Here is a 21,435-nt window from a genome sequence, read left to right as displayed (position 1 = left end):
GGCGGAGCAAGGGATTCCGATTTTCGAACTGGTGTCTGAGCCATCATTTGCCGGGGATTTTGTCCTTGTTCCTCCCCCGGGGACGGGCGGTACACCCAGCCTGGGTGGTCTTGCCGGTGCCGACGACGTGGCACTGGTGCTGCATACATCGGGCACCACCGCACGGCCCAAGATCGTGCCGTTGACGCACGCCAACCTGGCGGCCTCCGCGCGGCATATCGGCCGGACGTTGCGACTAGAACCATCTGATGTGTGTCTAAACATCATGCCGCTGTTCCACATACATGGCCTGATAGCCGCGGTGCTATCATCAGTCGCGGCGGGCGCGTCGGTGGTCTGTACCCCGGGTCTGAGCGGTTTCCGTTTCTTCACCTGGATGCGTGATATCCGGCCGACCTGGTACACAGCCGTTCCGACCATGCACCAAGCATTGCTGGATCTCGCCCCGCGTTTCAAAGATGTCATTGCCGCGGGGCGGCTTCGGTTCATCCGCAGTTCCTCCGCATCCCTGCCGCCGCCGGCCATGGCGGCGCTGGAGCAGGCATTCGGGGTTCCAGTCATCGAAGCCTATGGCATGACTGAGGCCACTCATCAGATGGCCAGCAATCCGCTGCCGCCGGCGCCACGATTTGCCGGCAGTGTGGGTATCGCCGCGGGTCCCGACATCGCGATCATGGATGCGGATGGGACGCTGCTGCCGGCGGGTGCGACCGGAGAGGTGGTAATACGGGGCCCGAACGTGACACAGGGCTACGAAAATAATCCGACGGCCAATGCCGCTGCGTTCCACGATGGATGGTTTAGGACCGGCGACGAAGGGATTTTGGACCCCGACGGTTATCTGCGCCTGACGGGCCGCCTGAAGGAGATCATCAACCGCGCCGGTGAAAAGATCGCCCCTGTCGAGGTGGATAACATTCTGCTGGAACATCCCGGGGTTCGGCGGGCGGTCACGTTCGCGATGCCGAGCCGGACGTTCGGTGAGGACGTCGCGGTAGCCGTCGTTCTGCATGACGGTGTCGAGGCAGATGTCGAGGTCCTGCGCGCTTTCGTGGCATCTCGTCTGGCACCGTTCAAGGTGCCGCGGACGATCGTGTTCCTAGAGGAAATCCCGAACGGACCAACAGGCAAGCCGCAGCGTATCGGGCTCGCTCAGCGGTTGGGTGTGTCGGACTGAGAAGAACCGGCTAAGCGCCCTTTTTCGCCTTCAGCAGATTAATCAGATCGCCCATTGTGTGCATGGTGTCGACTTCCTCCTCATTCAGGGTGACATCAAGGGCGCTCTCGATCGCCAAGATATATTGAATAGCGAGGATTGAATCGAAGCCGGGGATTTCCCGAAAGCCAAAGTGGGACTGTATGGAATGGACGGCTGGCGAAAAACCTCCTGTGCCGTTTGACTGATCGTGGCGGCGTAGGCCTCTTCGCTCATAGGTAATCCCTCGTCGGAATGATTTCGATCAAGATACAGGCGCCATGTACCGAAAACGCACGCCTTCTGGTCCCACGCCGGTCGGCCACGACCTTTTCGTTATCTGTAATCACACAGGTGGAATCAAGCCCTAAGTCTCACCTTGATTGTCGGTGTGCCGCAGAGGTGTCCCGCCCAAACAGTGTCGCAGTGCCGTCCAGCAGCGTCTTCTTCCACGTATGGATCTGGCTGGCATGGACCCCGAACTTGCTCGACAGCTCGGCCACCCTGCCCTCCTCGCGGATCGCCGCAAGCGCCACCTTCGCCTTGAACTCAGGACTGTGCTTCTTCCGTGTTTTCGACAAGTCTCACCTCCGGCCAAACGGCCGTTCCCAGGCTGGACTCTCTCTTAGCTACCTGTCCAGTTTTTGGGGGCCACCTCAGAGGTTGGTCGCGGTTTACACGATGCAATGGAGCTGGCGCGTCACTCTCAGTTCGATTTCCCCCGAAACCTAGACTTTGCAAGATCAGTTCGTCGGCCGCCGGCATAGCTACGCCCTTGGTTTTTGACCGAGGTAGTGTGGCACAGTTTGACCAACGTTTTGACCAACATCTATGAAAGAAACCAAGCTAACAAGCAATTTCAATGCTATAGAGGTGCTTAAATCCCCTTCCCCTACGAGATACCATTGAAATCATTAGTAAATTTAGTATTTATTGAAATCCGCGAGGGACTGTCGAGCGCGGCGCTCATCCGTTGCGCCCGTCGAAATGCAGCGACGCGTCCCGCCGTCCCACCAGGCGATGCACCACCGGCCGCGGTATCGCTCCAGTTTGGGTCCTTCGGGTCTTGGGCGGGGCATAGGGCAGAATCCAGATAGGCTGTCACGTGCTCGACCGACAATCTGACGCAGCCACCAAATCGATAGCAAGAAAGCGCGCGTCGACGCCGCGATCCAGCAGCATGAGTTCGAGATCGCGGTAACTAATGGAAAACATCAGATACCATCGGACCGGCCGCAAGATCATTTCAGCAGTGAATTGCCGTGCCTTGAAGGTTTGATCCTGCCGCTCCTGAGCTGCTTGTCGTCGCTTCACCATGGCCAGCTTTTCCCTGGCTCAGCACGCGGCTAGAAGCTGCAACAGAACCCAACAGAGCCGATTGGCGCGAACGCTGACCGAACCCATCAGGGAGCAACTTCGACCGGCGTGGCGATGAACCGTCCCTGAGCCTTGATGTCACGACCATCAATGTTCCGAATCGGTCTCTTCCTGATCATTGCCATCAACCCGGGGACAAGGAACGTTAAGGTCGTTCCGCCAAAATCTCGTCGCCAGACCGACATAACATCCAATGCTGCTGCAAAAAAAAGTCAGGCTTGAGCAGAAGGATATTAAGCCAAACGGATCAGTCGGCCAACTTCGCGACAGAATCTGCGCAGTGTCGATCTTGGCAAACTTGGACGAACCGTGCGTGTTTCATGCAAGCCGAGTAACTCCCCTCATCATATCTAAGTGCGATGACTCATGGTCCCCTCGTCGCCACCATCAACGTAGCTGCCGAACCACATTCCAGTCTTGTCTTCATGTTCTGGGGAGAGGGACTCTGCGTCTTCCCGCTGATGCTGCTTTACACGGCCGTTGGCCACCGCGTCTTCATAGGCAACGCCCGAACAACGGTTGCGACATGAAATCGAAGGAGAGACAAATGCGGATTGGGCTTTTCATCCCCTGCTACATCGACGCCTTCTTCCCTGAGGTCGGCATCGCGACGCTCGAGTTGCTCGAGCGGTTCGGCCACGACGTCGACTACCCGTGCGACCAGACTTGCTGCGGCCAGCCGATGGCCAATAGCGGCTTCAACACCGAATGTGCCGATACCGAGGCGCTATTCGTGCGCAATTTCTCCGGCTTTGACTATGTCGTGGCGCCTTCCGGCAGTTGCGTCCACCACGTGCGAGACAATTTCGATGCGATTGAGCAAACAGATGAGGTCAAGGAGGTCCGAACGCGAACCTTTGAACTGGTCGAATTCCTGCACGACATTCAGAAGGTCGACGCCTTCCCTTGGGCCAGATTTCCGCATCGCGTCGGCCTGCACAACAGTTGCGGTACCTTGCGTCGGCTTAAGCACGCGCGCCCATCCGAACTGCACGAACCGTTCTTCTCCAAACCCCTTGATCTGTTGTCCAAAGTTGCGGGAATTGAGTTCGTCACACCAGCCCGGCCAGATGAGTGCTGCGGCTTCGGCGGCACCTTCTCGGTGTTCGAGGAAGTCGTTTCCACCAAGATGGGCTACGACAAGGTCAGCGATCATGCCCAGGCCGGCGCCGAGTACATCGTTTCAGCCGACAGTTCCTGTCTGATGCATCAGCAGGGCTGCGCCGAGCGCATCGGCGTTCAGATGAAGTTCATCCATATCGCCCAGATTCTGAATGGAGTCAGCGCATGATCTCGGTACATGAGCCGATCGACAGCGGTGGCATGCTGCATCCCGAACTGCGGGCAGAGCACGATCCCAATTCCATCATGCGCGACGGTCGTCGCCTCGATCATGCCGAGGGCACATCGAAACCGTTGCGGGTCCTGCCCGAACCGCAGCCGCGTGGTGCCAAGGTGCGCGGCAATCGACCGGTCGACCAACAGGAGGCTGCAGGGCGCTTCATCGCCGCGCCCGAACACGAGAAGATGCATGATGAGCGGCTTTGGGATCTGCGGCAGAAGCGCGACCGCGAAATGCATGGAATTGCTGAATGGGAGGAGCTGCGGTCGCTCGCTTCAGCAATCAAGGAACACACACTTACCCATCTCGACAAATATCTCGATCAGTTCGAGACCAATGCGAGAGCGAACGGAATCCACGTCCACTGGGCCCGCGACGCTGCCGAACACAATCAAATTGTCCACGGCATTCTGCGCGACCACGGTGCGAAATCGCTGATCAAGAGCAAATCGATGCTAACGGAGGAGTGCGGTTTCCGGGCGTACATGGCTTCGGTTGGGATCGAGGTGACCGAAACCGATCTCGGCGAGCGTATCCAGCAGCTCGACAACGAAGATCCAAGTCATGTCGTCGTGCCCGCCGTGCACAAGCTTCGCACCGATGTCGCGGAGCTGTTTTCACGAACGATCGGCACCGACCCCGACAACACCGACGTTCATTACCTTGCCGAAGCGCAGCGGGAAGCGACCCGGCCACTGATCCTGGATGCCGACGCCGGCATGACAGGAGCCAATTTTGTGGTGGCCGAAACCGGGACCTTCGTCGTCTGCACAAACGAGGGCAACGCAGACCTCTCGGCCAACGTGCCGAAACTTCACATCGCCTCGATCGGCATCGAAAAAATCCTCCCGCGCATGGAGCATCTGGCGGTGTTCATCCGTCTCTTGTCGCGCAGCGCCCTGGGCTCGCCGATGACCCAGTACACTTCGCATTTCCGCGGCCCCCGGGATGGCGGCGAGATGCATGTGGTCCTGGTGGACAATGGCCGGTCCGAACGCCTGGGCCTGGAGGAATTCTGGACGTCGCTGAAGTGCATCCGCTGCGGCGCTTGCATGAACACCTGCCCGGTTTACCGTCGCGGCGGCGGCCTGAGCTACGGCGCCACCTACTCCGGTCCGATCGGCCTCATCATCGATCCAACCTTCAATAAGAGAAAGTACAGCAATTTGCCGTACGCATCTTCTCTTAATGGAAGCTGCACCAACGTCTGTCCGGTGAAGATCAATATTCACGAACAGATCTATGCATGGCGGCGCGTGCTTGTGGAAGAACATGAGGTGCCGCTCGCCAAAAAAGTGGCGATGAAGGCCGCCGGCGTCTTGCTGTCGCGGCCCATGGCCTACCGCGCCGCCATCGCTGCCGCCGATACGGCGCTCGCCCATCTGCCGCGCTTTATCATCTACAACGGCCTGAACGCCTGGGGCAAACACCGCGAGGTGCCGCACGCACCGAAGCAAACCTTTCACAGTTGGTACCACGCGAACCGGGGAGGCAAGCCATGAGCAGTCGTGACGACATCCTGGCCTCAATCCGAGCTAATCTGCCGCGTGTCGACCGGTCGCTTCCCGACGTGCCGCTGTTCGATGCCGACCCACCGGTGTCGCTCTTGTCAGCATTCAAGGAGAATCTGCACCGCATGGGCGGCATGTTCCTCGATCCGCCGTCCTCCGGTGACATCTTGGTGCCGATCCGGATCATAATTGCGGGCGCCAAAATCGTGTGCTCGACGGTGCCGGAGATCGCCGGCAACCGTGATATTGCCGGTGTGGACGCATCCCGGGATCTGGCGGATGTCGATTTTGCTATTGTCCGGGCGTCGTTCGCTGTTGCGGAGACTGGTTCCCTTCTCCTGACCGATGCCGACCTCCATGTGAACGCGGTGGCCTACCTCGCTCAGCACCTGATCGTCCTGCTCGATCCGACCGACATCGTTGTCAATCTGCATCACGCCTATCGCCGGCCGGATTTTCGAGACAGGCATTACGCCAGTTTCCATTCTGGTCCATCTGCGACGGCCGATATCGAAGGCGTACTCATCCACGGTGCGCAAGGTGTGCGTTCGCTCTCGGTCCTGCCCGTGGCACGCGCAACCGACGACCCGATCACCCAGTAAAATACGGGAGAATAACATGGATCACGCTGTCGGAAACAATCATGGGCATGTCCAGCATGGCGTTGCACTGCTCAGTGATTCCGTTCGCAACAAGGGTACTGCGTTTACGTCGAAAGAGCGCCGTGAATACGGACTCGAAGGCCTGTTGCCGCCGTCGGTGGACAGCCTCGATCGGCAGACTGAGCGTGTGATGAAGCACCTCGACGCGAAACCGAACGATCTGGAACGCTACATTTATCTGATCGGTTTGCTGGACCGCAATGAGACGCTATTTTACCACACACTCATGTTTGATCCGGCGCGCTTCATGCCGATTGTTTATGATCCGACGGTCGCGGACGCCTGTCTCGCGTTTGGCCATATCTATCGGCGGGCGCGCGGCATGTACATCACGCGCGACATGAAGGGCCGCATCGGCGAGGTACTACGCAACTGGCCGGAGCGGGATGTGCGCTTCATCTGCGTCTCGACCGGCGGCCGTATCCTCGGCCTCGGCGACATCGGCGCCAATGGTATGGGTATTCCCATCGGGAAGCTGCAACTCTACACAGCCTGCGCAGCGGTGCCGCCTGCTTGCCTGCTGCCCGTGCTCTTCGACGTCGGCACCACCAATGCGGCGCTTCGTGCCGATCCGCTGTATCTGGGCCTGCGTGAACCGCCGCCGTCGGAGAATGAACTCGATGAGCTTGTCGAGGAATTCGTTCAGGCGGTGCAGCAGGTCTTCCCGAACTGCTGCATCCACTTCGAGGACTGGAAGGGCACCGACGCGATCCGGCTGCTTAGCCGCTATGCCAGCAAGGTGCTGTGCTACAATGACGACATTCAGGGCACGGCCAGCGTTGTGCTCGCGGGTTTGACAACGGCGCTGCAGATCATCGATGCGAAGCTGACCGACCAGCGGGTTCTGTTCCTCGGGGCGGGATCGGCGGGGATAGGCATTGCCAATCTGGTGGTCGCTGCCATGCAGATGCAGGGGCTTTCCCAGCAAGAGGCGCGCAGCAGGATTTCGCTGTTCGATGTTGACGGATTGCTGGAACCCTCCCGCAAAGATCTGTCGGAATCGCAACATGTATACGCGCACAATGCGGCGCCGTCGAAGGACCTTGTGACGACCATCGAGACGTTCAAGCCGACGGTGCTGATCGGCGTCAGTACCAAGGGCGGTGCCTTCAACCAGCAGGTGGTTGAGGCCATGAGCCGGCTCAACGAGCGGCCGATCATCTTCGCCATTTCCAATCCGACCGACAAGGCGGAGTGCTCCGCCGAACAGGCTTACGCCTGGTCGAACGGCAAGGCACTGTTCGCGGCGGGTGTGCAGTTCCCGGACGTGACCATCAACGGCCGGACGCTCCATCCCGGACAGGCGAACAATTTCTACATCTTTCCAGCGATCGGGCTGGCGACCTATGCGGCTCGGCCCCGACGGATCACCGACGAATGCTTCATTGTCGCAGCTGAGGCGACCGCCGAGCAGGTCGGCCCCGAACTGCGCGCCAAGGGCATGCTGTTCCCCAGCCAAGCCGACATCCTGGCAACGGAAGTGACGACGGCATCGCGCGTTGCCGAGTTCATGTTCGACAAGGGACTGGCGCAGGTCGATCGCCCGCGGGACATCCGCGCGTGGATCGAGGGCCAGCTCTATCGTCCGCAGTACTGACACGTACCCGGGGTGGCCGACAGCGACCACCCCGGACTTCGTCGTGTTTCAACGCAGCGATTGACGCTCGCGTCGCGAAGCCCTGGTCGTACGCGAGAAGTCTCTTTTGACCCAGCGAAGGGAACGATTCAGATGAACAATCAAACACATCCAATCTTGTGTGACGTCCCGATAGGTATAGACGCCACTGGCAAGCGTCACGAGACCGATTCGATGGGTGGCATCGATGTTCCGGCCGACCGCTACTGGGGTGCTCAGACGCAGCGCAGCCTGGTTCATTTCGCGATCGGCGACGACCGCATGCCGAAGCAGGTCTATCACGCCTACGGCTACGTCAAGAAGGCGGCGGCACTGGTCAATGCAGCGGCCGGGCGACTGCCGCAGTGGAAAGCAGATGCCATCGTGCGTGCCGCGGACGAGGCGATCACGGGCAAGCTGGATGAACATTTTCCACTGTTTGTCTGGCAAACCGGGTCGGGCACACAATCAAACATGAACGTCAACGAAGTGTTGTCGAATCGCGCCACGCAGCTGCTTGGCGGCAAGATCGGCAGCAAGTCCCCGGTCCACCCGAACGACGACGTCAATACGGGCCAGTCGTCGAATGATACGTTTCCGACTGCGATGCACATTGCCGCGACACTCGAACTGGAAAAACATCTGCTGCCGCTCGCCGAGGCCCTCACCGTGGCGATCGAGGCGAAATCGAAGGAATGGGACGGTGTCGTCAAAATCGGGCGGACCCACCTGCAGGACGCGGTACCCTTGACGGTAGGGCAAGAATGGTCGGGCTATGCGCATCAGCTACGCGATGCCTTGGCGCGAATCCGCGGGTCAGAGGCGGGATTATCAGAACTCGCGGCCGGCGGGACCGCTGTCGGCACCGGACTGAACGCACCGGCGAACTTTAGCCGGGAGATCGCTTCCAAGATTGCAGAACTGACTGGCTACCCGTTCGTCACAGCGCCCAATAAGTTTTCGGCGCAAGGGTCTTTGGATGCGATGGTCGCAGGGATGGCAGCCCTGCGCGGTCTCGCGATCGCATTGATGAAGATTGCCAACGACATGCGCTGGCTCGCATCCGGGCCTCGCTGTGGCCTGGGGGAGCTTGTGCTGCCCGAGAACGAGCCGGGGTCGTCCATCATGCCGGGTAAGGTCAATCCGACCCAGCAGGAGGCGATGGTGATGGTCTGCATCCAGGTGATCGGCGAGGACAACGCCGTCGCATTTGCCGGCAGTCAGGGTAATTTCGAGCTCAACGCAATGCGCCCCATCATCATAAACAACTTCCTGCACTCAGCCCGTGTGCTTGGCGATGCCTGCGACAAGTTCCGACGTTTCTCGGTGGAAGGAACACGTCTCAATCGCCAACGTATCAGCGAGATGCTCGGTCGTTCGCTCATGCTGGTGACTGCGCTGAGTCCGGTTATTGGATATGACAAGGCATCGGCCATCGCTCACAAGGCCAGTGATGAAAATCTGACTCTGAGGGAGGCCGCACTTCATTCGGGCTTCATCGACGAAACGAACTTCGACGCAATCATCGACCCCACGAAAATGGTTGGCCGTGGCGTAGCCGGTAGCTGAAGAGGTTCTGCCGCAACGTTGGCAACTGATCGGCTTGGCTTACGTTTTCCGGCAACGATTTTGGTGGGGAAGTCGGCAATGATGGGGTGCCGATAGGCGAGATGTGTCCGGCTCATCAATTCTATTCGTTGACGGGATAAGGCTATGCGCCCCCGAACGAAGTTTACGACAGGATCTCTAACACTTTGTTTGATCGCATGATTCACGCGCTCTGGACGTTCCGCCCAGCGCGATCATGCTCTAAGGCTCGCCAGCAGGCGTTCGGCGGTCTTCAGGTCAGCGGTATCAAAGCCTTCGACGAACTGGCCGAACACTGGCTGCAGAAGCGCGTGGGCGCCGGCTGCCTGGCCCCGCATTGCCATCATGGCCGCCAGATCGATCGCGGTGCGCAATTCCCAGGCACGCGCACCTTGGCGGCGGCTCAATTCAAGCGATCGCGTGAAGCAGGTTTCAGCATCTTCAGCGGCCGCATTCGGCATTGACAGGAGTAAGCCGCCCTTTACGCGCAGTAATTCCGGTGTATAGACAAAATCCTCGTTTTCTCCGACCTGTCGGATCGTCTGGTCGATCAGCGCCATGCCTTCGGCGAATTGACGGGTCACTGCGAGGCCTTGAGCAAGCGAGATATTGAGGACCGTGGTGAGAAGTTCGTAACGCGAAGCGTGGAGTTCCGCCAAAGCGAGCCGCAGGCTTTCGACCCCGGCTTTCGCGTCCCCTCGCATTATGGCCAATTGCCCTTTGAAGCCGCGCCCGACCGCGAGATAGGGGCCGAGGGACTGGGATTCGGCGCGGGTCATGAACCAATCGATATGTTGCTCGGCGCTCTGGAGATCGCCGGTCTGGAGGAAGACGAAAATAGCCCAGACCAGGGCCATCGACAGCGCTACGGGATGGTCCTGGTCGGCGGCTTCCTTGACGGTCTGGCGTGCGCGTTCCGTAGCCTGGACCGGATGGCCCAGCAACCACAGGGTTCTTGCCAGCCCAGTGCCGGCCAAAATGTGGCCATCGAAACCAAAATAGGCAGTGCTGGCTGCTCGCGAATCCGCGCCGTGCCGCAGTGCTGCCTCCAGTTCTACACGGGCGCCGCCATGGTCACCCATGTGGTGGAGTACCATCCCCAACAGGCGGTGGCCTAACGCAGAAGCGGCTGGGTCCGCGATCGTCTTCGAAACGGCGGAGCCACGCTTGGCGACGTGGTCGGCGGCGCCGCGATCGCCGAGCCGGCCGTGGAATGTGTGCAGCATGTTCAGCAACCGCAGTTGGGTGCGGGCATCGCCGTGTTCCTCGGCGATCGCGAGGCTTTTGTTCAAGGCCGCAAGCACGGCTTCGTTTTGCCCGCGCATGAACATCAACGAGATTCCCAGGGCGGCCTGAAGATGCATCTCATCCGTCCCGCCGCGCGTGGCGTCGTCGAGGGCGAGCAGCGCGGTTTCCGACCAGTGCTGACATTCGGGCAGCAGCGTCATCGCCAACAATACCGGCGCAGCGGTGGCGGCTAGTCCGACGCCGATCTCGGCGTCGCCGTCAATGCCGAAACACCATTCCAGTGCCGAACGAACATTGCCCAGTTCAGTCAGGTAGGGCGCCCGTTCCGCGGCGGTCGATAACGTCGGCCATTCGGCCCCGGTTTCCTCCGACCATCGCTGGTAATAGATTGCGTGGCGCCGGGATAGGTCGGCCCGTTCGGCTTCGTCGATGCGCGACGCGAGGACATAATCGCGCGTCGTATCCAAAAGGCGATAGCGCATCGTTGCGTCGCCACGGTTGGTCGCGACCATCGACTTGGCGACCAGGCTTTCGATGGCGCCAAAGACAAGCATTTGATCGACGTCCGGACTTGTCAGCACCGCCAGCGCCGCACACAGCGTGAAGTCTCCGACGAACACCGCGAGGTGCCGCAGCATCTGCTGTTCCGTCCTGGTCAGCAGTTCGTAGCTCCAGTCCAGCGTCGCTTTCAGGGTTTGTTGACGCGGCGGAGCGGTGCGCTGACCCTGCCATAAAAGGGACAGCCGCTCATCCAGGAGGGCGGCGGTTTGCTGTAGGCCGTAAGCCTCGACCCGTCCGGCTGCCAACTCGATCGCCAGGGCTACACCGTCGAGCCTGCGGCAGATGCGCGCCACGACCGCCGCGTCCGCGTCAGTCAGATTCAAGTGGGCGCCACTGGCCGCCGAGCGCTCCATGAACAGCTGAACCGCGGGGTATGTCACAGCGACGGCGGCGGTGAGCGTCGGATCGTCCGGCGGAAACGCCAGCGGCTCCAGCCTGTGGACATGCTCGCCCTCGACCCGGAGCGCCTCTCGGCTTGTTGCCAGGATGTGGACCTGGGAGGCGGCTATGAAAATCTGTGCCGCCAGGGCGGCGGCCGCCTCTATCAGATGTTCGCAATTGTCGAGGATCAGGAGGATCCGCTTGTCCCGCAGATAGGCGATCAAGGTGGGGGTGGGATCGTCGGACTGGACCGCCAGCCCCAGCATGGACGCCAGGGAGGCCGCCGCCAGCCTGGGGTCGCTCAGCACACCCAGATCGACGAACAGCACGACACCGGCGAAGGCTTTGATCAGGTAGTGCCCGACCGCCACCGCGACAGTGGTTTTGCCGACGCCGCCAGCACCGACGATCGTCACAAAGCGCGCGGCGACCAACTGGGACGAAAGCATCAGAACGCCGTCGGTCCGTCCAACCATGCGGGCCAGGCGGCCTGGGACGTTGGCAGTGGGAAAGCTGGCGGCAGCCGGCGCGGGCGCATCGTCATGATCGCCCGGCCGTGTGACCGGCGCGACGAAGCAGTAACCTCGACCGGCCAGGGTGGTGATGTATCGCGCACCGTTCCTTCCGTCGCCGAGTGCCTGACGTAACCGAGCAATGTGAAACCGTAGACTGCCTTCGTCGACCGTAACGTCCGGCCAGACCTGGGCCATCAGGTCCCGCTTGTCGATCGACTGGCCGGGATGCGCGACCAGGGCAATCAACATGTCGAGCGTGCGTCCGCCCAATGGGACGACGACGCCGTCTCGGGTGAGACGCCGTTCGTTCGCCACCAACGTGAAAGGACCGAACGAAACAATGTCTCTGGCCTCCGTCATGGCATTATCTTTCATGGGCGCCTAGCGCCGCCGCGTGCATCAGCCCAGCGGAATGCGCAAACTTCCAAAGGCTCGCCTAACCGAAGCTCGCCAGAAGGCGCTTTGCGGCCTTCAGGTCAGTCGTGTCCAAACCTTCTACGAATTGTTCGAACACCGGCGTCAGCAGCGTCCGAGCACTGTCCGGTTGTCCTTGTTCGGCTAACAACGTTGCCAAATCGATCGCGGTGCGCAACTCCCACGCCAGCGCACCTTGACGGCGGCTCCAGTCCAGCGACCGCCTGAAGCACATTTCCGCGTCTTTGCGATGTGGCTGTGGCATCGAGAGAAATATGAAGCCTTTTACACGCAATATCTCCGGCATGTAGCAGAGATCTCCGCTTACTTCGGCCAGTTGTATCGTTTCGTCGATCAGCTTGATGCCTTCGGCGACCCGGCCAAGCATCCCAAGTCCTTGGGCCAGCGATACGTTGAACGCCGTGGTCACCACTTCGTAACGCATTGCGTGCAGTTCTTTCAGGCAATGTTGAAGGTTCTCGACCCCGTCCTGGACATCGCCCCGGAGAATAGCCAACTGACTCTTGAAGCCTTGTCCGGCGGTCAGATAGGGCCCCAGGGAATGCGATTGGGCGTAGGACATCAGCCAGTCGGCATGCTCCTCGGCGATCTGCAGAGCGCCGGTCCCCAGGAATATGGAGAATGCGCGAATCAAAACGATGGATAGCGTTACCGGATGATCCAGGCCCGCGGCATCATTCACGGCCTGGCGTGCCCGTTCAATGGCTTGAGCCGGATAGCCGAGCAACCACAATGTACCCGCCAAGCCTATCCCGGCTATATTGTAGCCATCAAAACCCAGATAAGTCGCAGTCGTTCGCCGCGAACCCGGCCCATGTAGCAGCGCTCGCTCAAGCTTTACACGGGCACCGCGATGGTCGCCCATAACGTGCAGCACAATCCCCAAAGTGGCGTTCGCGAGTTCAAGGGCCGCGGGATCCCCGATCGTTGCGGCAACTTCGGCGGCACGCTCCGAACAGGGCAGGGAGGTATGGTAATCTCCAACGCGGCAATGGAAGGTTTGCAGCGGGAGCAGCACCATGAGTTGGTCGATGGCGTCGCCACGTCGTTCGGCAAGTGTGAGGCCTCTCTCCAGGGCCGCAAGCGCCGCTTCGGTGGTGCCACGGGTCAACATCGTCGACATTCCCAAAGCCGCCTGAAGATGCATTTCCTCCCGTCCCCCGCTTGTGGCATCGTCGAGAGCAGAAATCGCTTGTTCCGACCAGCGGAAACACTCAGTCGACAGGGACATCGCCATGAAAAACGGCGCGGCGGCAGCGGCAAGCCCAGCGCCGATTTCGACATTCCCAGTGGGGCCAAAGCACCATTCCAAGGCGGCCCGCACATTGCCAAGGTCGGCGAGTTGGAGCGTCCGTTCCGCATCCGACAGTGTCGGCAGTTCGGAACCTGCCTGCTCCAGCCAGTGCCTATAATGGGTCGCGTGGCGTGCGGCCAGGTTGGCGAATTCTGTGTCATCAAGGTCGATTTCGAGGGCATAAGCCCGCGTCGTCTCCAATAACCGATAGCGTATCGTTGCGCTGGTGTGGTCGCTCGCGACCATTGACTTGGTGACCAGGCTTTCGATCGCGCCCAGGACAAGCATCTGATCGACGGCTGGGTTTGTCAGCACCGCCAGTGCCGCGTCCAGTGTGAAGTCTCCAACGAACACCGCGAGTTGCCGTAGCACCTGTTGTTCCGGTCTCGTCAGCAGTTCGTAGCTCCAATCCAGCGTTGCTTTCAGGGTCTGTTGGCGTGGCGGAGCGGTGCGCTGACCATGCCATAACAAGGACAGCCGCTCATCCAGCAGTGCGGCGGTCCGTTGCAGGCCGTAGGCTTCAACCCGTCCGGCTGCCAACACAATCGCCAGGGCCACGCCGTCAAGCCGGCGGCAGATGCACGCCACGATCGCGGCATCCGCGTCAGTCAGATCCAAATGGGCACCGCTGGCGACCGCTCGGTCCACGAACAACTGAACCGCGGGGAACGCCAGCACCGTCGCCGCGGTCAGTCCCGGCTCATCGGGCGGGCAGGCAAGCGATTCCAGCCTGTGGACGTGTTCGCCCTCGACCCGAAGTGCCTCCCTGCTTGTCGCGAGGATGTGAACGTATGGTGCGGCCGCGAAGATGCTCGCCGCCAGGGAGGCCACGGCGCCGATAATATGCTCACAGTTGTCGAAGATCAGTAGAATGCGCTTGTCCCGAAGATACGCGATGAGGCCGCGTATCGGGTCGCTGGCGTGAACCGGCAGCCCAAACATGGCTGCAACTGATACTACCACCAGCGTGGGATCGCTCAGCGATGCGAGGTCGACGAAGAGCACGACGCCCGCGAATGACTCGTTCAAGGAATGCGCGACCGCGACAGCCACCGTTGTCTTACCGACGCCGCCGGAGCCGACGATGGTGACAAACCGTACCGCGACCAGTTGCGTCGATAGCAGGCGAACGCCATCGGTCCGCCCAACCATACGCGCCAGGCGGCTTGGCAGGTTGGCACGGGTGAAACCGACAGCAACCGGCGCGCGCGCCTTGTCGCGATCACCGGACCGTGTAACCGGCGCGACGAAGCAGTAGCCTCGGCCGGCCAGGGTGGCGATGTACCGCGCGCCATCCTTTCCGTCGCCGAGAGCCTGCCGTAAACGCGCGATGTGGAAGCGTAGACTGCCTTCGTCGACCGTAACGTCCGGCCAGACCTGGGCTATCAGGTCGCGCTTGTCGATCGGCTGACCATGCCGCGCGAGCAGTGCAATTAACGTGTCAAGCGTGCGTCCACCCAATGGGACGGTGACGCCGTCTCTGGTGAGACGCCGTTCCGTCGCCACCAAGATGAAAGGACCGAACGAAACTAAATTCCTGCTTTGCCCTGCCGACTCCGCCATGGCACTATCTTTCATGGGCGCTTGGCCCCGCTGTGCATTCTATGACAAAGATCAACACGGCACCACCAAGCCCCCCCGCGGCCGCAATGCATGCGGCAAAGCGTTGTGAAGGCCGTCACTCACAACTGCTAATACCTGCTCATGTTCTATAACGGGCGCTTCAGCGCAGTCTCTGTTTGAATGTTTGACGCAGCGATCGGGTCGCGGTTGGTCCGCGCGCGCACTGCTCAAGGGAGAGACATGCAATGAATACTCACGCGATTGTTAATTGGGAGGCGACACGGGCAACGTCACTGTCGACGGAGGTTTACGCCAGGGAATCTCCGGCTTCTTCCAGCTTCGCAGGCCGGTCTTCGGCCGTAAGTGGTCACGATGGGTTTGCCGCCGAAGCGGTTGGAATCCTCGAAAATGTCCGCCAGACGATAGAGAGCGACCCCGTGAAAGCCCGCGCGGCCGCTCTACGGTTAGTCACATTTCTTACGAGATCGCCGGAAGGTGGCACACCAAGCACGCGGGGCGGTCTCGCTCCATGGCAAAAGCGCAAGGTCGACCGGTATTTGAATGAAAACCTGGAGGAAACTTTGTACGTCGAGACAATCGCGAATCAGGTCTCGCTGAGCGTCAGTCATTTTTGTCGTGCTTTCAAAGAGAGCTTTGGGATTTCTCCGCATATGCACATCATCCGGCTGAGGCTGGACCTGGCGCAGCACATGATGCTGGCGACCGCGGAGCCGTTGAGTCAGATCGCACTTGCCTGCGGGCTCGCCGATCAGTCTCACCTTTCGAGGTTATTCCGTAATGAGATCGGTGAGACCCCGGCGGCCTGGCGCAAACGAAACCTTACCGACGCCCAGGGCGAGGCAAGACATCGCCACTTGCGGGAAAGCCGATCCGCCTGTTCGCAAGTCGCGGCCAATTGAAGGGTCGGTAGATTGACTATGACGCAGTTGGATAAAGTCTTGTACACCGCCAGAACTCACACCACGGGGGGCAGGGACGGCGGTTCGTGCAGCAGCGATGGCCGTCTCGATATCAAGCTTTCGATGCCAGGGATATCGGGCTGCGGCACAAACCCGGAGCAGCTTTTCGCGGCTGGCTGGTCCGCCTGCTTCATCAGTGCGATGAAAATCGAAGCAGGTAAAAGGAAGATCACGCTGCCGGCGGATTTGGCTATCGATGCCGAAGTCGATTTGGGCACCACGCTTGGTGCGTACGGCCTCGCGGTTCGCCTCAACGTCAGTCTACCGGGCATGGATCGCGATGTTGCCGAGGCCCTGGTGCAAACCGCGCACCAGGTGTGTCCATACTCCCGAGCCACGCGTGGTAACGTGGACGTTGTCATCGTTATCGTCTGATTGGGTTCACCCGCACAGTCTGCGCGTTCGGCGCTTGACGTGACAATGTCTTCGGATCATTGGCAGTCGCGGATCGCGTGTCCGCGATATGAGCGCTATCGACAAATCAAATAAATAACTAGCGGGCCGCCAGGGAGTAAACGCATTGCAACGCAGAACATTGCTGCGGATGTCGGCCGCTGCAGTTGCTACTCCGACATCATTTGCTGTTGCTGAACCAGCGAAGACGCGCACGTTGCGCTTTGTTCCGCAATCGGGCCTTACCTTGCTCGATCCGATTTTTACAACCGCTCAACCCACGGTGAATCACGGATGGGCGATCTACGACCTGCTGTTTGGCGTCAATGCCAAGCAGGAACCGAAGCCACAAATGGCTGAGGGATATACGTTATCCGACGACGGCCGGGTCTATACGGTCAAGCTGCGGGACGGGCTGAAGTTCCACAATGGTGAGCCGGTACGGGCCCAGGATTGTGCACCCAGCCTGAAGCGGTGGGCGGCGCGTGAGACGATTGGCCAGACAGTCTGGCAGTATGTCGACGAATGTTCGGCGCTGGACGATCGCACCCTGAAGATCACCCTGAAGCAGCCGATCTCGATCTTTATCGATGCGATTGCTCGGGGTGGGGCTTCGGTCGCCTTCATGATGCCCGAACACGTCGCGACCACGGATCCATTCAAGCAAATCAATGACACGACGGGGTCCGGCCCATACAAGTTTCTGCCTGACGAATTCGTGATCGGCACGCGGGCCGCCTATGCGCGTAACCCGGATTATGTGCCGCGGCGGGAGCCGGCGGAATGGATGATCGGTGGTAAGGTCACGCATTTCGATCGGATCGAATGGCGCGCCATTCCGGATCCGGCGACCGCCGCGGCGGCGTTGCAAACGGGTGAAGTTGACTGGTACGAAATGGTCGAGCCCGATCTCGTGCCACTGATGCGGCGCGATCCCGATATCGACGTCGGCTTACATAACCCGACCGGCTATAATGCCGTCATGCGGTTCAATCATCTGCATCCGCCATTCGATGACGTCGCGGTACGCCGCGCGGTGATGATGGGGGTCAACCAGACCGATTATATGGAAACGGTCACCGGCGGCGATGCAACCGCTTACCGGACCTGCAAGTCGATGTTTCCGTGCGGCAGCCGGTACGGTCAGGAGATCGGGGCGGACGTGATGCAAGGCGATGTCGGGAAGGCCACGGCGATGTTGCGCGCGTCGGGATATAGCGGTGAGAAAGCCGTGTTGCTCAACCCGACCGACGTAACCACGATCGGACAGCTTGGTAACGTAACATACGATCTGTTGCGGAAGATCGGCATGAACGTGGAAATGGTGGCGACGGACTGGGGTACGGTGGTGCAGCGCCGTGTGTCGCGTGAGCCGGTGGAAAAAGGTGGTTGGTCCGTTCTGCATACATGGGGTCCCTCGACGATTCGTTACACGCCGATGGAGAACAGCCAGATCCGCGGGCTGGGGGCCACCGGCTGGTTCGGGTGGTTCAAAGACGACACGATAGAGATGCTGACGCGGCGCTTCGTGGAGGCTTCGACGGATGCGGAACGCGATGCGATAGCTTTGGAGATCCATCGCCGCGCGTTTGCGATGGTGCCTTGTGTTCCCTTGGGCATGTTTCAGATACACACCGCCTATCGCGCGAACCTGGCCGGTGTGGTCCCGGGGACTGGTCCCTATTTCTGGAACGTCAGGCGCGTCTGACGACGGTCGTGTCGGCGCTAGAGCGTTTTGTTTGATCGCATGATTCACGCGCTCTGGACGTTCCGCCCAGCGCGATCATGCTCTAACGCGGAACGATCTGCACACTGGCGGTCTGACCGGCAACGAGGCTCACGCCGTCGGGCACGTGGTCTAGCTGGATGCGCACGGGCACGCGCTGCGCCAGCCTGACCCAAGTGAAGATTGGGTTCACATTGGCCAGGCCCGATTGCCCGCGTGCCGCGTTGGCGACCGTGATACCGCGCGCAATGCTGGTGACGTGGCCCCGCAGCAATGTGTGATAACCCATCAATTTGACGGTCGCTCGGTCGCCGGGATGGATCGCGTCCAGATTGGTTTCCTCGAAATAGCCGTCCACCCAATAGGAGTCGGCGTTGATGACGGAAATCGCACTCTGCCCAACGGTCGCGTAATCGCCGAGCTGAACCTGCAGGTTGGTGACGTAGCCGTTGACCGGGGAACGAATCGTTGCGCGTTGTAGCTCGACATGCGCATGCCCCAGAGTGGCGATCGCCTGGCGTTCGGCCGCCAGCGCGGTGATCGCCCTGGAACGATAGGTCTGCTTTTCCTCCTCGGACGTTTCCAACGTTGTCAGATTTGCGCGTCGTACCGCCTCCCGTTCGGCATTGTCGGCGATCGTGCGCGCCTGGTCGGCAGCGGCCTGTGCCTGCTCGACGGCAATCGCGTAATCCGTGGGGTCGACCGCCATGAGCAGATCGCCCTTGTGGACGAACTGGTTGTCGACGACGGGTAGTTCCACGATACGACCGGAAACTTCCGGTGTGATGGTGACGACGTAGGCACGCACCGTGCCGTCGCGCGTCCATGGTGCGGCCATGTAGACCTGCCACACCGCCCAGATGCCGATGCCGGCCAGGCACAGCATGATGAACGTCAGCAACACGGGAACTGCACGCAGACGGCTTGCCGATATCAGAACGTCGGTGTGTTCGCTCGGCTGCGTCATGGCAGGCTTCCGCCGGCGAGAAGCACAATGGCCGACAGCAGTATGAGGTAGACGGCGAACAGGAACAGCGCCGGGTGCCAGACATGGCGCAGCAACCCGAAACGATCGGCGACGCGCCGCAACGGTATCATTACGGCCCAGGCAGCGACGATCATCGGTGCGATCGGCGCGACGTAAACACCCAGCAGGTTGATTTCCGTATACCTCATCATCGCACCCTGGCGTCGAAGAATTCGGTGTGCCGGGCGAACGAATCTGCGATGGAGCGGATCGTGCCCCGCGCGCGCAACCTCAGCCTGGTCCCTGGCAGTTCGGCGGGCAGCCGTGCCAAAGCGTCGTCGAAGCGGTCAAGCGATCGGAGCGCGGCATCGCTGTTGCCTGCTGCGATCGCGGTCATCGCCGGTTGCAGCACCGAACCGATATGGAAACGGAGCGCGATGCGGCGCAACCGGATGATTTCACTGCCAGCCGACAGGGCCGCCATCAGTCGCGCAGCTTGCAACGTATCGACCGAGACCGGGATCGCGCGCAACCGGCCATGAATCCGGCGCTCCCATCGAACGGAGGATCGTGGCAGCCTCGCATGCGTCAGACGGCGCAGGTCACGCAGGGTCAGCGCCAGTAACCGTCGCATGCGCATCGCCGGTGGCATTGGCGGCAGCAACCGCATCGCCAGCATGGCAAACGCGACGCCACCGAACAGCGCCATGGCCGAATTGTAGTATTGTTCCGGATCGTAGAACGCCGGATTGGATGGGCGCAGCAGTGCGATGAAGTTGGCGCCCAGCGCAACGAACATGGGTGGGTGCCAGGATCGCGAAGACAGGGCCCCGGCCGGTATCAGAACCAAACCGAGCACGACGCAGAATCCGGCGAAGCCGGATTGTTGGGGCAACAGGGCGAAGGCGGCGACCGCGGCGCACACGGCGGCACAGGCCGTGCCGGTCGTGAAGGTCTTGGCAGTGGCGTAAGCGGTGTCCTCACGCGGGGCGAACAGCGTGATTCCGATCGTGGTGAAGATGATGAACGTGGCGCCGCTGGGCCAGGCGGTCCAAATCCACACCAGTGCGGCGGCACCAATCGTCAGGAACGCGCGCACGGCGTTGATCAGCGCGGGCAGGATGTCGGGGACGCTCGGCCACGCCACCTGGCGCGGTTTCCGGGGCCGGACGGTTCGGCCCAATGCGAGAAGCCCGCCGGCCGTGCGGTCGCACAGCAACCGCAGCGACGGGGTTTCGGCGGGCAGCGCCACCAAACGCCGTGCCGTGGCCCATAGCGCGGCAGGGTTGTCCAACGCCGGCGGCAAGTAGTCCCGCACACGCGCGGCGTCGGATGCCGCGCCGGGGGCGAATTCCAGATGGTTGGCGACCGAACGCCAGGCCGCGAGCGCAACGAACAGGCTGCTGGCCGCGGCTCGCAGCGCATCCGGGTGAAACGGCGAGGCGGCGATCTCAGCGGATGCCTGGTCGATGACCACGTCGAGCGTCGCGACCCGGCCGATCATTTGGCGTCGTAACGGTCGCGCATCTGCCTGAGCCGAACCGGTGAGTCGTAGTGCGCGCACAAGACCGTCGGCGATGTCAGTTGACAGGCTGGTCAGTAACGCCGCCAGTCGCCGCTGCGCGCTGCCGAGGTCGGTCACGGCGAGCAACACGCAGGCGCAGACGATGCCGATGCCGATTTCCGTGCCGCGGGTGACAGCCAGATTGAAGGCGTCGCCGTTGACGCCCCCCACCGCGCCGAGTTCGCTACCGATGATGATCGCCGCGGAGTAACCGGCGAGGGAGGCGCCGTAGGAGGCGAAATTGCGCAACAGCGTCGCCCCCAACGCGCAGACGCCGCCCCAAAGCGCCAAGCCAAGCAGAAAGCATGCGCGGTTTTGTGGGAAGGCGGCACTCAGGAGAACCGCTGCGGTGGCGCCTATTACGGTTCCGATCAGGCGGAACCAGGCCTTGCGCAGCGACGCACCCAACACCGGTTGGAAGACAACGGCGGCCGTCGCACCGGCCCAGTATGGATCGTCGAGTTCCAGCGAGAACGCCACGAACAATGCCAGGCAGACCGCGGCCCACAGGCGGACTCC

General features: G+C 61.0%; 17 protein-coding genes. 9 read left to right on the top strand and 8 right to left on the bottom strand.

Features of this window, described 5'->3' with window-relative positions:
- On the top strand, positions 1-1,177 hold a 1,177-nt coding region (locus tag GSQ89_RS35110; protein WP_158932923.1), incomplete at its 5' end, for an AMP-binding protein.
- A gap of 10 nt (positions 1,178-1,187) precedes the next feature.
- On the opposite strand, the gene GSQ89_RS40445 is transcribed toward GSQ89_RS35110, so the two are convergent.
- The 3 genes from GSQ89_RS40445 to GSQ89_RS35095 form a co-directional block, all read right to left on the bottom strand.
- The gene (locus tag GSQ89_RS40445; protein ID WP_371734333.1) at positions 1,188-1,316 is read right to left on the bottom strand and encodes a hypothetical protein; all 129 of its coding nucleotides are present in this window, start codon (positions 1,314-1,316) and stop codon (positions 1,188-1,190) included.
- A 253-nt stretch (positions 1,317-1,569) separates the two neighbouring features.
- Positions 1,570-1,776: a transposase gene (locus GSQ89_RS35100; RefSeq protein WP_158932758.1), complete on the bottom strand. Its 207-nt coding sequence runs from the start codon at positions 1,774-1,776 to the stop codon at positions 1,570-1,572.
- 520 nt (positions 1,777-2,296) lie between these two features.
- Positions 2,297-2,512, bottom strand: a complete 216-nt coding sequence (locus GSQ89_RS35095) for a hypothetical protein (RefSeq protein WP_158932757.1) — start codon at positions 2,510-2,512, stop codon at positions 2,297-2,299.
- Positions 2,513-3,119: 607 nt separating this feature from the next.
- Between GSQ89_RS35095 and GSQ89_RS35090 the strand changes: the two genes are divergently transcribed.
- The 5 genes from GSQ89_RS35090 (at position 3,120) to fumC (ending at position 9,271) form a co-directional block, all read left to right on the top strand.
- Complete coding sequence (locus tag GSQ89_RS35090) at positions 3,120-3,863, top strand: (Fe-S)-binding protein (RefSeq protein ID WP_158932756.1); 744 nt, start codon at positions 3,120-3,122, stop codon at positions 3,861-3,863.
- Between the two features lie 77 nt (positions 3,864-3,940).
- Entirely contained in the window at positions 3,941-5,416 is a 1,476-nt protein-coding gene (locus tag GSQ89_RS35085; protein WP_216856595.1) for a lactate utilization protein B, read from the top strand.
- Between the two features lie 68 nt (positions 5,417-5,484).
- Positions 5,485-6,027 (top strand): LUD domain-containing protein, encoded by a 543-nt coding sequence (locus GSQ89_RS35080; RefSeq protein WP_254073530.1) that lies wholly within the window; start codon positions 5,485-5,487, stop codon positions 6,025-6,027.
- Between the two features lie 16 nt (positions 6,028-6,043).
- On the top strand, positions 6,044-7,684 hold the full coding sequence (locus GSQ89_RS35075) for an NAD-dependent malic enzyme (RefSeq protein ID WP_158932753.1): 1,641 nt from the start codon (positions 6,044-6,046) through the stop codon (positions 7,682-7,684).
- A gap of 132 nt (positions 7,685-7,816) precedes the next feature.
- Positions 7,817-9,271, top strand: coding sequence for a class II fumarate hydratase (gene fumC / locus GSQ89_RS35070; RefSeq protein WP_158932752.1), 1,455 nt, complete (start codon positions 7,817-7,819; stop codon positions 9,269-9,271).
- Between the two features lie 233 nt (positions 9,272-9,504).
- Here the strand turns inward: fumC and GSQ89_RS35065 are convergent, their stop codons facing one another.
- Together GSQ89_RS35065 and GSQ89_RS35060 are read right to left on the bottom strand one after the other, a co-directional pair.
- Entirely contained in the window at positions 9,505-12,354 is a 2,850-nt protein-coding gene (locus GSQ89_RS35065; protein ID WP_158932751.1) for a winged helix-turn-helix domain-containing protein, read from the bottom strand.
- A 76-nt stretch (positions 12,355-12,430) separates the two neighbouring features.
- Positions 12,431-15,286 carry a winged helix-turn-helix domain-containing protein gene (locus GSQ89_RS35060; RefSeq protein ID WP_158932750.1) on the bottom strand — a complete coding sequence of 952 codons (2,856 nt, stop codon included), beginning with the start codon at positions 15,284-15,286 and terminating at the stop codon, positions 12,431-12,433.
- Positions 15,287-15,531: 245 nt separating this feature from the next.
- Here GSQ89_RS35060 and GSQ89_RS35055 point away from each other — a divergent pair, with 245 nt between their 5' ends.
- The 3 genes from GSQ89_RS35055 (at position 15,532) to GSQ89_RS35045 (ending at position 18,367) form a co-directional block, all read left to right on the top strand.
- On the top strand, positions 15,532-16,206 hold the full coding sequence (locus tag GSQ89_RS35055) for a helix-turn-helix domain-containing protein (protein WP_158932749.1): 675 nt from the start codon (positions 15,532-15,534) through the stop codon (positions 16,204-16,206).
- Positions 16,207-16,224: 18 nt separating this feature from the next.
- On the top strand, positions 16,225-16,641 hold the full coding sequence (locus GSQ89_RS35050) for an organic hydroperoxide resistance protein (protein WP_158932748.1): 417 nt from the start codon (positions 16,225-16,227) through the stop codon (positions 16,639-16,641).
- A gap of 301 nt (positions 16,642-16,942) precedes the next feature.
- A complete protein-coding gene (locus GSQ89_RS35045) occupies positions 16,943-18,367 on the top strand; it encodes an ABC transporter substrate-binding protein (protein WP_254073529.1) in 1,425 nt (474 codons plus the stop codon).
- An 82-nt stretch (positions 18,368-18,449) separates the two neighbouring features.
- On the opposite strand, the gene GSQ89_RS35040 is transcribed toward GSQ89_RS35045, so the two are convergent.
- The 3 genes from GSQ89_RS35040 to GSQ89_RS35030 all read right to left on the bottom strand — a co-directional run.
- A complete protein-coding gene (locus GSQ89_RS35040; protein ID WP_158932746.1) occupies positions 18,450-19,352 on the bottom strand; it encodes an HlyD family secretion protein in 903 nt (300 codons plus the stop codon).
- Positions 19,349-19,561: a DUF1656 domain-containing protein gene (locus tag GSQ89_RS35035; RefSeq protein ID WP_158932745.1), complete on the bottom strand. Its 213-nt coding sequence runs from the start codon at positions 19,559-19,561 to the stop codon at positions 19,349-19,351. Before GSQ89_RS35035 ends, GSQ89_RS35040 begins: the two co-directional genes overlap by 4 nt.
- A partial coding sequence (locus GSQ89_RS35030; RefSeq protein ID WP_158932744.1) for an FUSC family protein occupies positions 19,561-21,435 on the bottom strand: 1,875 nt, incomplete at its 5' end. The genes GSQ89_RS35030 and GSQ89_RS35035, both read right to left, overlap by 1 nt.

The organism is Acidisphaera sp. S103, assembly GCF_009765975.1.
In the GTDB taxonomy this organism is placed as follows: domain Bacteria; phylum Pseudomonadota; class Alphaproteobacteria; order Acetobacterales; family Acetobacteraceae; genus Rhodopila.
Note: the sequence above shows the minus strand (reverse complement) of the source record. Positions and strands in the feature narration are given on the sequence as shown.